Annotated in this window: 5 protein-coding genes; all 5 read left to right on the top strand. The window is 66.3% G+C overall.

All coding sequences use genetic code 11. The annotated features are described in order from the left end of the window. Positions 1-5: 5 nt before the first annotated feature. The 5 genes from PspR76_RS16080 (at position 6) to PspR76_RS16060 (ending at position 14,071) form a co-directional block, all read left to right on the top strand. Positions 6-4,163: a non-ribosomal peptide synthetase gene (locus PspR76_RS16080; RefSeq protein WP_269467601.1), complete on the top strand. Its 4,158-nt coding sequence runs from the start codon at positions 6-8 to the stop codon at positions 4,161-4,163. Positions 4,164-4,270: 107 nt separating this feature from the next. Further along, positions 4,271-9,625 (top strand): non-ribosomal peptide synthetase, encoded by a 5,355-nt coding sequence (locus PspR76_RS16075; RefSeq protein WP_159956742.1) that lies wholly within the window; start codon positions 4,271-4,273, stop codon positions 9,623-9,625. After that, positions 9,622-10,671 (top strand): Gfo/Idh/MocA family oxidoreductase, encoded by a 1,050-nt coding sequence (locus PspR76_RS16070; RefSeq protein WP_159956740.1) that lies wholly within the window; start codon positions 9,622-9,624, stop codon positions 10,669-10,671. Before PspR76_RS16075 ends, PspR76_RS16070 begins: the two co-directional genes overlap by 4 nt. Next, positions 10,668-12,389 carry an ABC transporter ATP-binding protein gene (locus tag PspR76_RS16065; RefSeq protein WP_159956739.1) on the top strand — a complete coding sequence of 574 codons (1,722 nt, stop codon included), beginning with the start codon at positions 10,668-10,670 and terminating at the stop codon, positions 12,387-12,389. Before PspR76_RS16070 ends, PspR76_RS16065 begins: the two co-directional genes overlap by 4 nt. Beyond that, the gene (locus PspR76_RS16060) at positions 12,386-14,071 is read left to right on the top strand and encodes an ABC transporter ATP-binding protein (RefSeq protein ID WP_159956738.1); all 1,686 of its coding nucleotides are present in this window, start codon (positions 12,386-12,388) and stop codon (positions 14,069-14,071) included. The genes PspR76_RS16065 and PspR76_RS16060 overlap by 4 nt, the downstream gene beginning before the upstream one ends. Positions 14,072-14,136 lie beyond the last annotated feature (65 nt).

Here is a 14,136-nt window from a genome sequence, read left to right as displayed (position 1 = left end):
TTTTCATGAGCGAGCTGACAACAGCAGACACCTCCTTATTGCGCACATGGCTGATCGAACACCTCGCCCAGTTGCTGGGCGCCACCGTGGCGGAAATCGACAGCCTGGGCGATGAGGAAAACCTCCTCGGTTGCGGGTTGGATTCCATCCGCCTGATGTACCTGCAGGAGCGTTTGCGCAGCCACGGCTTGCACCTCGACTTTGCTCAACTCAGTGCGCAGCCGTGCCTGGCAGCCTGGCTTGGCTTACTGCACGGCCAGGTCCCGCAGAGCGTGGTGACCGACGCAGCGCCGATGGTTGCGCCGGATGACAGCTTCGAACTCAGCGCCGTGCAGCAGGCGTACTGGCTGGGGCGCGGGCCGGACGAAGTGCTGGGCAATATCAGTTGCCATGCGTGGCTGGAATTTGACTGCCAGGGCATCGACCCGCAACGCCTGGAAGCGGCGGTGAAGTGTGTGCAGGCGCGCCACCCGATGTTGCGCGCCAGTTTCAATGAAGGCCGCCAGCGGATTCTTGCGGCCACCGACCTGCCGGTGTTCGATCATCAGGATTGGCGCCAGCACTCGCAAGCCGCCGCGCAAGAGGCCTGGCGCGCATTGCGGGACTGGCGCTCGCATGAATGCCTGGCGGTCGAAGCCGGGCAAGTCATGCTGGTCGGCCTGGTGCAATTGCCCGGTGGCCGTGACCGCGTGTGGCTGAGTGTCGACCTGCTGGCGGTTGATGTGGAAAGCCTGCGCCTGTTGATGGCGCAACTCGGCCAGGCGTATCAGGCACCGGCCACGCTTGCGCCGCCACCTGCTGTGCATTTTGCCGACTACCTGAGTCGCCGTCGCCAGCGCCGCGCCGATGCGTATGAGCGTGACCGTCAGCACTGGTGCCAGCGCCTGGCGCAGTTACCGGACGGCCCGGCGCTGCCTCTAGCTCGCGCGCCTGAGTCGATTCGCACGCCACGCTTCAGCCGCCAGGCCTTCGTGCTCAGCACGGCGGAAGCCGAACGCCTGCAACGCCAGGCGACCGCCCATGGGCTGACCTTGCCCAGCGTGTTCGCCACGGCTTTCAACGCAGTCTTGGCGCGTTGGAGCGAGCAGCCGAATTTCCTCCTCAACGTACCGTTGTTCGACCGCCACGATGACCAGCAGGCCATTGACCAGGTGATCGCCGACTTCACCACCTTGCTGCTGGTGGCCTGCGAAGACGCGCCGCATTTGCCCTTTGCCGAAGGCGCCCGGCGCTTCCAGCGCGACCTGCACGCGACCATCGACCACGCCGCATTTCCCGCGTTGGAGGTGCTGCGCGAGGCCCGTCGCCAGGGCCATCCGCGCTCGGCGCCGGTGGTGTTTTCCTGCAACCTGAGTGACGCAAGTTTTGTACCCGCGAGTTTTCGCGAGGTGTTCGGCGACCTGCACGACATGCTCTCGCAAACCCCGCAAGTGTGGCTCGATCACCAGCTGTACCGGGTCGAAGACGGCGTGCTGCTGGCCTGGGACAGCATCGCCGAGCTGTTCCCGCAGGGCGTGCTGGAGGCCATGTTCAGCGCCTATATCGAACTGGTGCAACGCCTCGCCGACAGTGACTGGAACCAGCCACAGCCGGTGTTGCTGCCGCTGGCCCAGCAAGCGCAGCGCGACCGCCAGAACAGCGTGCCGTCGCTGGCTGCGGGGCGTGGTTTGCTCGACGACTTTTTCCGCCAAAGCACCCAACAGCCCGACGCGGTGGCGTTGATCTGTGGCACCCAACAGTGGACGTATGCGGCACTCGCAAACCGAGCCCTGCGCGTGGCTGCTGGCTTGCTGGAGGCCGGAATGCGCCCCGGCGAAGCCGTGGAAGTCTGCCTGCCGCGCGGGCCTGGGCAGGTTGCCGCGGTGTTCGGCGTGCTCGCGGCCGGTGGCTGCTACGTGCCGGTGGACACCGCTCAACCGCCCGCACGGCGCAGCCTGATCGAGTCGGCGGCGGGCATCAGCCGCGTGATCGCCGAGCAGCCGCCGGCGGATCCTGCATTGCAATGGCTTGATCCGACTCAACTGGAACACTGCGCGCCATTGGCGGCAGCGAAAAAAAGCTCGCCACACGCCAGTGCGTACGTGATCTACACCTCCGGCTCCACGGGCATTCCCAAAGGCGTTGAGGTCAGCCACGCGGCGGCGATCAATACCATCGACGCGCTGCAAGCCGAGCTGCACGTCACGCCGGATGATTGCCTGCTGGCGGTCTCGGCGCTGGATTTCGACCTGTCGGTCTATGACCTGTTCGGCGTGCTGGGGCAGGGCGGGCGCCTGGTGTTGTTGCAGCCTGAAGAAACCCGCGACGCCATGCGCTGGGCGCAACTGATCCGCCAGCACCGCGTGAGCCTGTGGAATTCGGCCCCGGCATTGCTGGAAATGGCCTTGGGCATCGGCGCTGAACAGTGTCAGTACCAGAGCCTGCGGGCGGTGTTGCTGTCGGGCGACTGGATCGCCCTGGACCTCGCCGCGCGCCTGCGTCGCCACGCCACGTCAGCCTGCCGGGTGTATGGCCTGGGCGGCGCGACCGAGGCGGGTATCTGGTCGAACCTGCAACCTATCGATGCGGTGCCCGAGCATTGGCCGTCGATTCCCTATGGCAAGCCGTTGGCCGGCCAGGCCTATCGAGTAGTCGACGCCTGCGGGCGGGATGTACCGGACCAGGTAATCGGCCAATTGCTGATCGGCGGCGCGAGCCTGGCCCGCGGTTATCGCAACGATCCCGTGCTCACCGCCCAGCGTTTTCGCAGTGATGAGCGCGGGCGCTGGTATCACACCGGCGATCGCGGGCGCTTCTGGCAGGACGGCACGCTGGAGTTCCTCGGGCGCATGGACCAGCAGGTCAAGGTGCGCGGGCAGCGTATCGAACTCGGCGAAATCGAGGCAGCGCTGACGGCGCATCCGCTGATCGACAACGCCTGTGCAGCCGTACTGAATGGCAGCCTGGGCGCGGCCGTGGTGTTCAAGTCGTTGGAGGCTCCGGTGCCGGTTGTGCCAGCCGCGTCGATGCTCGATGACAGCCTGGCTGCCGAAAGCCGCGTCACCGCCGAGCTGCTGCAACGCCTGCTGCAAGACCCGCCGCCCACGCCGTTGCTTAGCACCTGGCGCGAGTGGTTGGGCAGTTATGTCGAGTCCATCAGCCTTCATGCTGCATTGGCGCAATTGGGCTGGCGCGAAGCCGATCTGCACAGCATGGTCGGTGCCTTGCAGGTGCTGCTGCGCACGGAGGGCGGCACCTCGCAAGTGTTGTTTGACCCGTTGCTGGCGCCACAGGCCATGGCGCTCAACCTGCCCGCAGGCCGCCAAGTGCTGGACGCCATGAACCGCGCGCTGCAACACAGCGGGACAGCGCTGAACGTCGCCGTGCTGGATGTGCGCGGCGGGCAGTTGCTCGACCAGCGGCTGAACCACGTGAGTTCACGCGACCTGCAGCTGACCCTGTTCGAGACCAGCCCCGGCCTGCTCGCCGCCAGCGTGGGCAAGCGCCAGCGCGTGGCGGGCCAACTGCTGGTGGACGGCGTGCTGCCCGCTGAGCATTGGTCCCGGTACGACGTGGTGATCAGCTTCGCGGCCCTGCACAGCTATGCGCAGCCGTCCGACGGCCTGAGCCTGGCCCAGGCGCTGCTCAAACCCCAAGGCCGTTTGATACTGGCTGACGTGCTGCGTGACTCGCCGTTGCGGCTGGTCAGTGCGGCGCTGCTGGACGGACGCACACCGCTGCTGCCAAGTGCCGACGCAGTCGTGCGCTTGCTCGGTGAAAGCGGCTTCAGCCACCTGGAATGCCTGTGGCAAAACCCTGCGATGCTGTTGGTGAGTGCCCAGGCTGCCGACGAAGCCTTGAGCAGTGAACGCCTCAACCACTGGCTGCAACAACGCCTGCCGCAGGCGATGCGCCCCGAACATCCGTGGTGCGTGCCGCGCTTTGCCTTGAACGCCAACGGCAAGATCGACCGCACGCGCCTGCAAGCCAACCTCGGCGACGCGTTGCAACGCAGCCAACCCTGCTGCGACGAAGACGCGGAACTGAGCCCCGAACTGCAGGCGCTGGCGACCTGTTGGGAAACCGTGCTGGGCCGCTCGGTGAACAGCGCCCAAGCGAGTTTCTTCAGCCTCGGCGGCGACAGCCTATTGGCCACGCGCTTGCTGGCCACTGTACGTGAATAGCTGGGCGTGAGCCTGCGCATGGGCGACTTCTACCTGCAACCGACCCTCGCCGGCATGGCCGCGCTGCTGGTGCGTAACACCGATGTGGCGATCGAGGAGGGCGTGTTATGAGCCTGGATGATTTGCTGCACATCTGCCGTGAACGCCAGATTGAACTCTGGGCCACCGAGGGCAAGCTGCATTTTCGTGCCCCCGAAGGCGCGTTGGACTCAGCCCTGGCCGAACGCATTCGTGCCCAGCGCGAGGCACTGATGGTGCACCTCTCGCCCCAGGATTGGCGCGCGCAGCCGGAACAGGCGCTGCAGCCCTTCGCCCTCAGCGCGGTGCAGGGCGCCTACGTGCTGGGGCGTAACCCGGCGTTCGACTACGGCGGCAACGCCTGTCACTTGTATGTCGAGTACCCGTGGCCGGCGAATGTCGACACCGCGCAACTGACCCAGGCCTGGAACGCCTTGGTGCAACGCCACCCGATGCTGCGCGCGGTGGTGCAGGACAACAGCCGCCAATGCGTGCAAGCCCAGGTGCCCTGGGAATCGCTGCCGGTGCATGACCTGCGCGAGGCCACGCCCGAGGCATTCGACGCTCACCTGCAGGCGTTGCGCACACGCCTGGACCATGCCTGCCATGCCCTTGATCAATGGCCGATCCTGCTGCCCGAAGTGAGCCTGGGCCGCGAGCAGGCGATTTTGCATTGCTCGGTGGATTTCACCTTGCTCGACTACGCCAGCCTGCAACTGTTGCTGGTCGAACTGACCCAGCGTTACCTCGAACCGACGCGCCATTGGCCCGCGCTTGAAGCGACCTTCCGCGACTACCTTGAGCACGAACGCAGCGCGCGCAACAGCGCCGCCTGGCACAGCGACAAAGCCTGGTGGCTGGCCCGCCTGGACAGCCTGCCGGGGCGCCCGGACCTGCCGCTGAGTGAGCACGCCGGTTTGGGCTCCACGCGTTTCCAGCACCACCATGGCGTGTTGAGCAGTGCGCAATGGAACGCGCTGTGTTCCCTCGCCAGCGCCCAGGGCCTGAGCGCAGCGGGCGTGACCCTGGCCGCCTTTGCCGAAGTCATCGGGCGTTGGAGCCAAAGCCCGGACTTTTGCCTGAATCTCACCGTGCTCAACCGGCCGAACCTGCACCCGCAGCTGGGCCAGGTGATCGGTGACTTCACCGCCTTGAGCCTGCTTGCCGTGCACGGCGCCGACGGTGCGAGTTTCGTCCAGCGCGCGCGGCGTATCGGTGCGCAGCTGTTCGATGACCTCGACCACAGCCGCTTTACCGGCGTTGAGGTGTTGCGTGAACTGGCCCGCCTGCAAGGGCGTGGCGCCGACCTGATGCCGGTGGTGTTCACCAGTGGCATCGGCAGCGTCGAACGCTTGCTCGGCGATGCCGGGCGCTTGTTGCAACCGCCCAGCTACATGATCAGCCAGACGCCGCAGGTATGGATCGACTGCCAGGTCAGCGACCAGTACGGCGGTTTGCAGATTGGCTGGGACGTGCGCGTCGGCGTGCTGCCCGACGGCATGGCCGCGCAGATGTTCGATGCCTACGTCGACCTGCTGCAACGCCTGGCCGCCGACCCGCAGGTGTGGCAGGCGCGTGGCGATATCGTGTTGCCGGCGCAACGGGCCAATCCACAGGTCGAGGCGGTTGCCCCGTCGCGCAATATCGCCGCCGGTTTCGCTCAACAGGCACTGCGCACGCCCGACGCCGTGGTGATCAGCGACCGCGATGGCCGCTACAGTTATCGCCAGGTCGCCCAACACGCCGCCGCCCTGCGCGCAGCCCTTGAAACTCTTGGGGTTGAACGCGGTGCACGGGTGGCGGTGATGCTGCCCAAGAGCGCCTGGCAACTGATGGCGGTGCTGGGTATTACCCAAATGGGCGCGGCCTATGTGCCGGTGGACATTCGCCAGCCGGCCCTGCGCCGGGAAGCGATCCTGCGTGACGCCGGGATTGCAGCGGTAATCACCCTGCAAGCGCAGGCATTGCCGGATACGCTTGAGCTGCCGCGCGTTGCCATCGACAGCCTCTACGCCGACCCGCATTGGCCAACCCGCGAGCCGCTGGCGGTGGCCGCCGAGGAACTGGCCTACATCATCTACACCTCCGGTTCCACCGGCACGCCCAAGGGCGTAATGCTCAGCCACGGCGCGGTGGTCAACACCCTCGACGACATCAACCAGCGTTACGCAGTCAACGCCGCTGACTGTGTGCTGGGCCTGGCGGAATTGAGTTTCGACCTGTCGGTGTACGACTTCTTCGGCGCCACCGCCGTCGGCGCGCAGGTGGTGCTGCCTGATCCGGAGCGCGGCGCCGACCCTTCGCACTGGGCGCAATTGATGCTGGAACACAGCATCACGCTGTGGAACTCGGTGCCGGCCCAAGGGCAGATGCTGGTGGATTACCTGGAGACCGAACCGGCGGCGATTCCGGGGCCGCGTTGCGTGATGTGGTCGGGAGACTGGATTCCCACCACGTTGCCCACGCGCTGGTGGCAACGCTGGCCCGACAGCCAGTTGTTCAGCCTGGGCGGCGCCACTGAAGCGGCGATCTGGTCGGTGGAGCATCCGATTCGCCCGCCGGATACCGCGTTGCCGAGCATTCCCTATGGCCGCGCCCTCAAGCACCAGACCCTGGAAGTGCTCGACAGCCTAGGCCGCCAATGCCCGGTGGGCGTGCGCGGCGAGATTCATATCGGCGGCCTCGGCCTGGCCCTGGGCTACGCCGAAGACCCGCAACGCAGCGCCGAGCGGTTTATCACCCACGCCAGCGGGCGCCGCCTGTACCGCACCGGCGACCAGGGACGCTACCTGAGCGAAGACGGTTTGATCGAGTTTCTGGGGCGCCAGGATGATCAGGTGAAGATTCGCGGCCACCGTATCGAACTGGCGGAAATCGACGCCGCGTGGCTGGCCCATCCGCAGCTGGCCGCGAGCACCACGGTATTGCTCGGCGAGCGTCACGAGCGCTCGCTGTGCAGCTTCGTGACGTTGCAAACCCACGCGCCGGACCCGCAGCGTGTGCGCGACGAACTACGTGAGGTGACGGCCCAGGCGCGCCACAGCCTTGAGCAGGCGGATTTTGGCGCGCGTGCCGACATCGAAGCGGCACTGGCCGCATTGGACCATGCGGCAGATGCGTCGCTGCTGCACTGGCTGGCGGGTAGCGGTTTGCTGAACCCAGGGCAAGCCATCGCATTCGCGCCGCTGTGCGCCGCGTTGAACCTCGCACCCGGCCAGCATCGCCTGCTGCGACACTGGCTGGCGTTGCTGGTCGACAGTGGCCACCTGCAAGTCGACGGTGACGGCTGGCGCTGCCTGGCAACAGACTTCGATCAAGATCATGCATGGTCACAGTTTGCCCGGCTGGCGCCGCCAGGCCTGTGGCCGGTGGAACTGGTGGATTACCTGCGCGACAGTGCGACCCGCTTGCCCGAGCAACTCGACGGGCGCCTGAGCCCGGCGAGCCTGATGTTCCCGCAAGGTTCGGCGCATATCGCCGAAGCCATGTACAGCCGTGGCCTGCACGCCCAGGTGCTGCACCGGGCGATGGCTGAGGCTGTGAGCGCGATTGTGTCGCGCCAGGGCCAACGCCGCTGGCGCATCCTCGAAGTGGGCGCCGGCACTGGCGCGGCGAGTGCGTTGATCATCCCGGCGCTGGCGCCATTGGTGGCCGCCGGGGTGCAGATCGACTATGTGTTTTCCGACGTGTCGAGTTACTTCCTCAACGCGGCGCGCGAGCGTTTTGCGGCGTACCCGTGGGTACGCTTCATGCCGTTCGACATGAACAAACCGGCCTGCGAACAAGGCTTGCCGGCCGCTTCACTGGACCTGCTGCTGAGCTCCGGTGCCTTGAACAATGCGTTGGATACGCCGCGCCTGCTCGCCGGTCTGCGCCAATTGCTGCAGGCGGATGCCTGGCTGGTGGTGCAGGAACTGACGCGTGAACACCGCGAAATCAGTATCAGCCAAAGCCTGATGATGGAAACGCCCGAGGATGTGCGCGCCAGCAACCACCAGCTGTTTGTGCACACCGATCAATGGCTGGCGTGGCTCAACAGTGAGGCGGGCGATCAGGCTGAATCGTTGGCGGGTGCCGACAGCGTGTTGAACTTGCTGGGTTATGACGTGTTGGTCGCACGCCTGAAAACCGATCGGCCATTGCTGAGTGCAGAGGCCTTGCTGGGCTTTATTGCCGAGCGGGTGCCGCGTTATATGGTGCCGGCGCAGGTGCGGGTACTTGACCGTTTGCCGGTCACGGCGAATGGCAAGATCGACCGTCGCACGCTCACCACGCAGGCGGAGCAACGCCCACTGCAACCGGTAAACCGCACAAACACCGAGGTGGCGGATGAACTGGTGCAGCGCTTGATCGCGCAGTGGGAGCGCGTACTGGACTGCAGCGGGTTGTCGGCGGATCAGGACTTCTTTGCCGCCGGTGGCGACTCGCTGTTGATCGCGCAGTTAATCGCCGGCCTGCGCGAGCACGAACCCTTGGCCCAGGCGCAACCTTTCGACCGCTTGCTGCGCTGGGCCCTCAGCCAACCGACGCCCCATGGCCTGGCCCAGCGCTTGCGCAGCGAGTCGAGCAGCGAGCCCAGCCATGCAACACCGGTGGCGGCGCCCGCGCTGGATACGCGCCGCGCGCCACTGGGCGGGCGCGGGCGCGTGGATGCGTTGACGCAACTGATCGGCGGCGAGGGCACCGCGCGCGTGCTGGTGCACGAAGGGCTCGGCACGCTGTTGCCGTATCGCGGGCTGATCGCTGAATTGGCCGGCAATGGTCCGTTGCTGGAGCGGGCTCCGTTGCTGGGGCTGGCGGTGCACAACAGCGACGACTACCTGAGCGTGCCCGCGGAGCATGTCAACGCAACCCTCGGCAAACGCTACGCGCAAGCCCTGTGGGACAGCGGCCGACGCAGCTTCGACTTGCTGGGTTACTGCTCCGGCGGGCTGGTGGCCCTGGAATTGGCCAAGGCCCTGCTGCAATTGGGCGCCGAGGTGCGTCAGCTGGACATCGTCTCCAGCTACCGCATTCCGTATGTCGTCGACGATGAAGTGCTGATGCTCTACAGCTTTGCCGCCACCTTGGGGCTCGACGGTGAAGCGCTCGGTCTGCCGACGGCTGAGCAGCTGCAAGCGTCAGCGGCCCTCAACCTGGATGTGGCGTTACTCAAATCCCGTGTACTGGCGGCGGCCCAGGGCATTGCCGATGAACAGCTGTATCGGGTGTTCGCCCATTCCGTGCACGCCAGTCACTACAGCGATGGCGCGCCGTATGTGGGGGCTATCCGCCTGTTTGTACCGAGTGTCGCCAACCCGCTGATCCCCGACCACCAGGCCAGTTTGCAGGCGTGGTGGCAGGCCGCTTCGCTGGCGCCACTGACTGTGCACACCCTGCGTGGCAATCACTTCGACTGCTTGAACGCCGGGCTGAGTGATTATTTGCTGGAGAAACGCCCATGACATTGCCATTGAAAACCTTGGTGGTCGGCTCGCGCTTTGGCCAGTTCTATGCGGCCGGTGTTGCCGCCGCCGAGCAGCTGGAATTGGTCGGCGTGCTGGGGCAGGGCAGTCGTCGTTCCCAGGCCTTGGCGCGCTACCTGGAAGTGCCGAGTTTGCAAGCGCTGGAACAGGTGCCTGCCGATACGCGCCTGGCGTGCGTCGCGGTGGGCGGTGCGGCACGCGGCGAGCAAGGCCCGGCCTTGGCGCAGGCGTTGATGGAACGCGGCATGGACGTGCTGATCGAACACCCGCTGCTGCCCCAGGAGCTGCATGAACTGCTGCGCACCGCGAACCGCCTGCAACGGCGTTGCCTGCTCAACAGCTTCTACCCGCAACTGCCCTGCGTGGCGCGGTTTATCGCGCTGGCGCGGCAACTGCATCGCCAACAGGGCATTCGCCATATCGACGCCCAGTGCGCGGTGCAAGTCAGCTACGCAACGCTGGACGTGCTGGCGGCGCTGTTGGAAGCGGTGGGGCCGTGGTCGCTGGACTGTGTGGCGCCGGCGCTGTCGGCCTGGCGCGATATCAGCCTGGTGATGGCGCAGGTGCCGGTGTCGCTGCGTGTGCTCAACGAGCTGGCGGCCAATGATGACGGGCGCATGCAGATGCTGCTGCGCATCAGCATCGCCACCGACAGCGGCACACTGCTGTTGGCATCGCCCCACGGCCCGCTGTTGTGGCTGCCCGCTGTGCGCGCGCCGGTGGAGGATGCCGACGGCGTGTTTGACCTGTTCGGGCCGCTGGCGAGTGAGCCCTTGCCGTGCGCCGAAGTGCTGGAAGCTGCCGCGTCGGATTGGGCCCAGGTGTACCGCAAGGTCTGGCCGACTGCAGCGGCGAATGCCTTGCAACCGTTGATTACCGGTGTGGGGCTGGCGCGCTTGAAGCAGCGCAGCGTGGAGGTCGTCGGGCTGTGGCAACAGGTCACGGCCGCGCTCGGGTTTCCGCAGCAGCCACCCGTGACGTTGCCTGCGGCCAGCCTGGCCCAGGCTTTGGAGGCCGCTCGATGAGCCAGCTGAGTGAAATGCTGCGCCCGTTTCGTCGGCGCCTGGGGTTGGCGATTGGGTTGCAGGCGGTTGCCGGGATCTGTTCGTTGCTGCCGCTGATTGCCCTCGCGCAATTGGCCGACAGCCTGCGCCAGGCACCGCCGCTGGCGCCTTCGGCCATGGCCTGGGTGGCGCTGGCGGTGGGCGCGTCGGCGCTGTGGTTGTGTGGCCAAACCTTGGCGCTGCACCTCACCCATCAGGTGGATGCCGACCTGTGCGACCGCTTGCGCGTGCGCCTGGCCGAGCATCTGCAACGCCTGCCGTTGGGTTGGTTTACACGGTTGGGGCCCGACGGCGTGACCCGTTATGCCGAGCAGGATGTACGGGCGCTGCACCAGTTGGTCGGGCATGCGCCGACGGATCTGGTCAACCTGCTGCTGATTCCCCTGGCCACCTTCGCGTACCTGCTGTGGAGCCACAGCGGCCTGGCGCTGTGGTGCCTGTTGCCATTGGCCTTGGGAGTGCTCGGCTATTGGCGTTTGGGCTCGGCGCATTATCGCGACGCTGTCGAGCAGCGCAACGGTGCGATCCAGCGCCTGTTCAGCGACTACAGCGAATTCGCCGGCAACCTTGGCCTGGTGCGGCAATTCCCGGACGCGGGTATTCATCGCAACGTGCAGGAGGCGGTGCAGCAGTTTGATCAGCGCTTCAGCCATTGGGTGAGCCGCGCCGGGCACCTCGCGGCTTTGATCCAGGTGCTGCTGAGTGCCCCGTGGCTGTTGGCCTGGGTGGTTGTCGGCGCGTTGTGGGTCGGTGACGTCGGTGCTGCGCAGATCTGCGCGTTTTTGCTGCTGGTGCGCGCCATGGCGGCGCCTGTTCTGGCCATGGGGCACGGCTTCGATGCGTTGAACAACGCGCGTGAAAGTGCCCGGCGTTTGCAGGCGGTACTGAACACGCCGCCGCTGGCCGAACCCGACGCGCCGCACGTACCTCGAGACGCCAGCGTGGAAATGCTCAAGGTGAATTTCTCCCACGCTGACGTGCCGATACTCAGGTCAATCAACCTGCGCCTGGAGCCCGGCACCACGACTGCGCTGGTAGGGCCGTCGGGTGCGGGCAAAAGCACCCTGGCCGGGTTGATTGCGCGCTTTATGGACGTGGACAGCGGGCAAGTCCGCGTGGGCGGGGTGGATGTGCGCCAGATCGCCAGCCGTGAGTTGCAGCAGCAGTTGGCACTGGTGTTCCAGCAGGCCGGTGCGTTGCGTCTGTCGTTGGCGCAGAACATCGCGCTGTATCAACCCGAGGCCAGTGAAGCGCAGATCCGCGCCGCTGCCAAAGCGGCCTGCCTGGACAGCTGGATCATGGGCTTGCCCAAGGGCTACGCCAGCGTGGTCGACGAGGATGTGCGGCTGTCCGGCGGTGAAGTGCAGCGCCTGGCGATTGCCCGCGCGCTGCTGTCGCGTGCGCCGATCATGCTGCTCGACGAACCGACGTCCGCCACCGACCCGCAAACCGAACGCGCACTGCGTGCCGCCTTGCAGGACGACGCGGCCGGACGCACGCGGCTAATCGTCGCCCATCGTCTGCACAGCATCCGCCATGCCGAGCAAATCCTGGTGCTCTGCGAAGGGCGCATCGTGCAGCGCGGGCGGCATGCCGAGTTGTTGGCCGTGGACGGCGTGTACCGGCAACTGTGGAACGAGCAAACCTCGAACGCTGAACAACTGGAGCCTGTGTCATGAGTTTTTTTTCGCCGTTACGGCATTTGCCCGAGTTGGCCCGGCGCGCACTGCGCGGGGCGTTGGTGTGGATGCTGCTGGCCGCCGTACTCGATGGTTTGGCGGGCCTGGCCCTGGTGCCGTTGATTCTGGCCTGGTTCGAAGGCTCGCCATTGCAGCCGAGCGTGCTGCTGTTGCTGGGGCTGACGCTGTTGCAAGTGGTGGTCAGTTACGTTGCGCAGCGGCGCGGTTACCTGGCCGGTGCGGGGTTGGCGGCGGGCCTGGTCGCGCAGTTGGTGCAGCACCTGCCGCGCTTGCCGTTGACCCGCCGTGGCCAGCTTGAAGGGCTGGTGCGCGGGCCGGTGTTTAACAGCATGGGCATTCCCGCGCATTTGCTGGCGCCGCTGATGACGGCGTTGGTGACGCCGACGGTGGTGGTGCTCGGGCTGATCTTCATTGAACCGCGCCTGGCGCTGGTGTTGGCGTTGGCGTATCTGCCGCTGTTCGGCCTGTTGCGTTGGGCCGGGCGGCGCAGCCTGGGCCTGGAGCAACAGCGCCAGGCCGTGGATCGCCACGCCGCGCAGTTGTTGCAAACCTTCGCGCAACAGCAGGCCTTGATTCGCAGCGCCGGCGACGCCAGCCAGGGCCAGTTGGCACTGCGGGATGCCTTGCATGAGCAACACCAGGCCACGCGCCGCCTCAATCGCCGTGCCTTGCCCGCAGGCCTGGGGTTTGCCACGGCGGTGCAGATGGTGTTTTCGCTGGTGCTGGCCGGTGGCGTGTTCGCAGTGGCGGCGGGGCATTTGCCCGGTGCGCTGCTGGTGGCGGTGCTGGTGTTGCTGGTGCGCTTTATCGAGCCGCTGTCGCAACTGGCTTACCTGGATCAGGCCTTGCGCATGGCGTGGCAGGCGCTGTCGCAAGTGCTGGCGGTGTTGGCGGCGCCGACCTTGCACAGCCCGCAGCCCGGAGAACAGCCGCAGGATGCGAGCCTGCATGGGCACGGCTTGAACAGCTTCGGCGAGGGTGGCGAACACCTGCTCAAGGACCTGGACGTGCAATGCGCGCCCGGCACGTTTACCGCGATCGTCGGCCCCTCGGGCGCGGGCAAAAGCACCTTGCTGGCGCTGCTCGGCCGGGGCATGGACCCGCAGACCGGCGAAGTACGCCTCGGCCATGTCGACATTCGCCAGTTAAGCGAACACACCCTGGCCCAGCACATTACCCAGGTGTTCCAGGACAGCGGCTTGTTTGCCGGCAGCCTGTTGTGGAACGTGAGCATGGCGCGGCCACACGCCACGCCCGCGCAATTGCAGCACGCGGCGCGGGAAGCGGCACTGGATGATGTGCTCACCAGCCTGCCGGACGGCTGGCACAGTGAAGTGGGGCCGGGCGGCACCTTGCTCTCCGGCGGCCAGCGCCAGCGCGTCGGCCTGGCGCGTGCGCTGTTGTCGCCGGCACCGATCCTGCTGCTCGACGAACCCACCGCCAGCCTTGATGCGCACAGTGAAGCACGGGTCAATCGCAGCCTGCAGGCACTGCACGGCAAGCGCACGTTGGTATTGGTGTCGCACAACCCGACGCTGGTGCGCGACGCCGACCAGATTCTGGTGCTGGAAGACGGCAGCGTGAGCGGCTGCGGCAGTCATGAGCATTTGCTGGCGACACATCCGTGGTATGCGCGGTTTGCTGAGCAACAACACGGGTGATGGAGTGCCGGGCATCAATTGAAAAAGTCCCTAAATCGAAAAGTCGGCTGCTTCGTTTAAACGAT

This window comes from Pseudomonas sp. R76, from assembly GCF_009834565.1.
Classification (GTDB): Bacteria; Pseudomonadota; Gammaproteobacteria; order Pseudomonadales; family Pseudomonadaceae; genus Aquipseudomonas.
The sequence above is the reverse complement of the archived record's forward strand: the minus strand, read 5'-3'. Positions and strand labels throughout refer to the sequence as shown.

Bases quoted from the DNA above. Each gene is read 5' to 3' on its own strand.
- PspR76_RS16080 (WP_269467601.1), top strand. From the start codon at position 6: ATGAGCGAGCTGACAACAGCAGACACCTCCTTATTGCGCACATGGCTG.
- PspR76_RS16075 (WP_159956742.1), top strand. From the start codon at position 4,271: ATGAGCCTGGATGATTTGCTGCACATCTGCCGTGAACGCCAGATTGAA.
- PspR76_RS16070 (WP_159956740.1), top strand. From the start codon at position 9,622: ATGACATTGCCATTGAAAACCTTGGTGGTCGGCTCGCGCTTTGGCCAG.
- PspR76_RS16065 (WP_159956739.1), top strand. From the start codon at position 10,668: ATGAGCCAGCTGAGTGAAATGCTGCGCCCGTTTCGTCGGCGCCTGGGG.
- PspR76_RS16060 (WP_159956738.1), top strand. From the start codon at position 12,386: ATGAGTTTTTTTTCGCCGTTACGGCATTTGCCCGAGTTGGCCCGGCGC.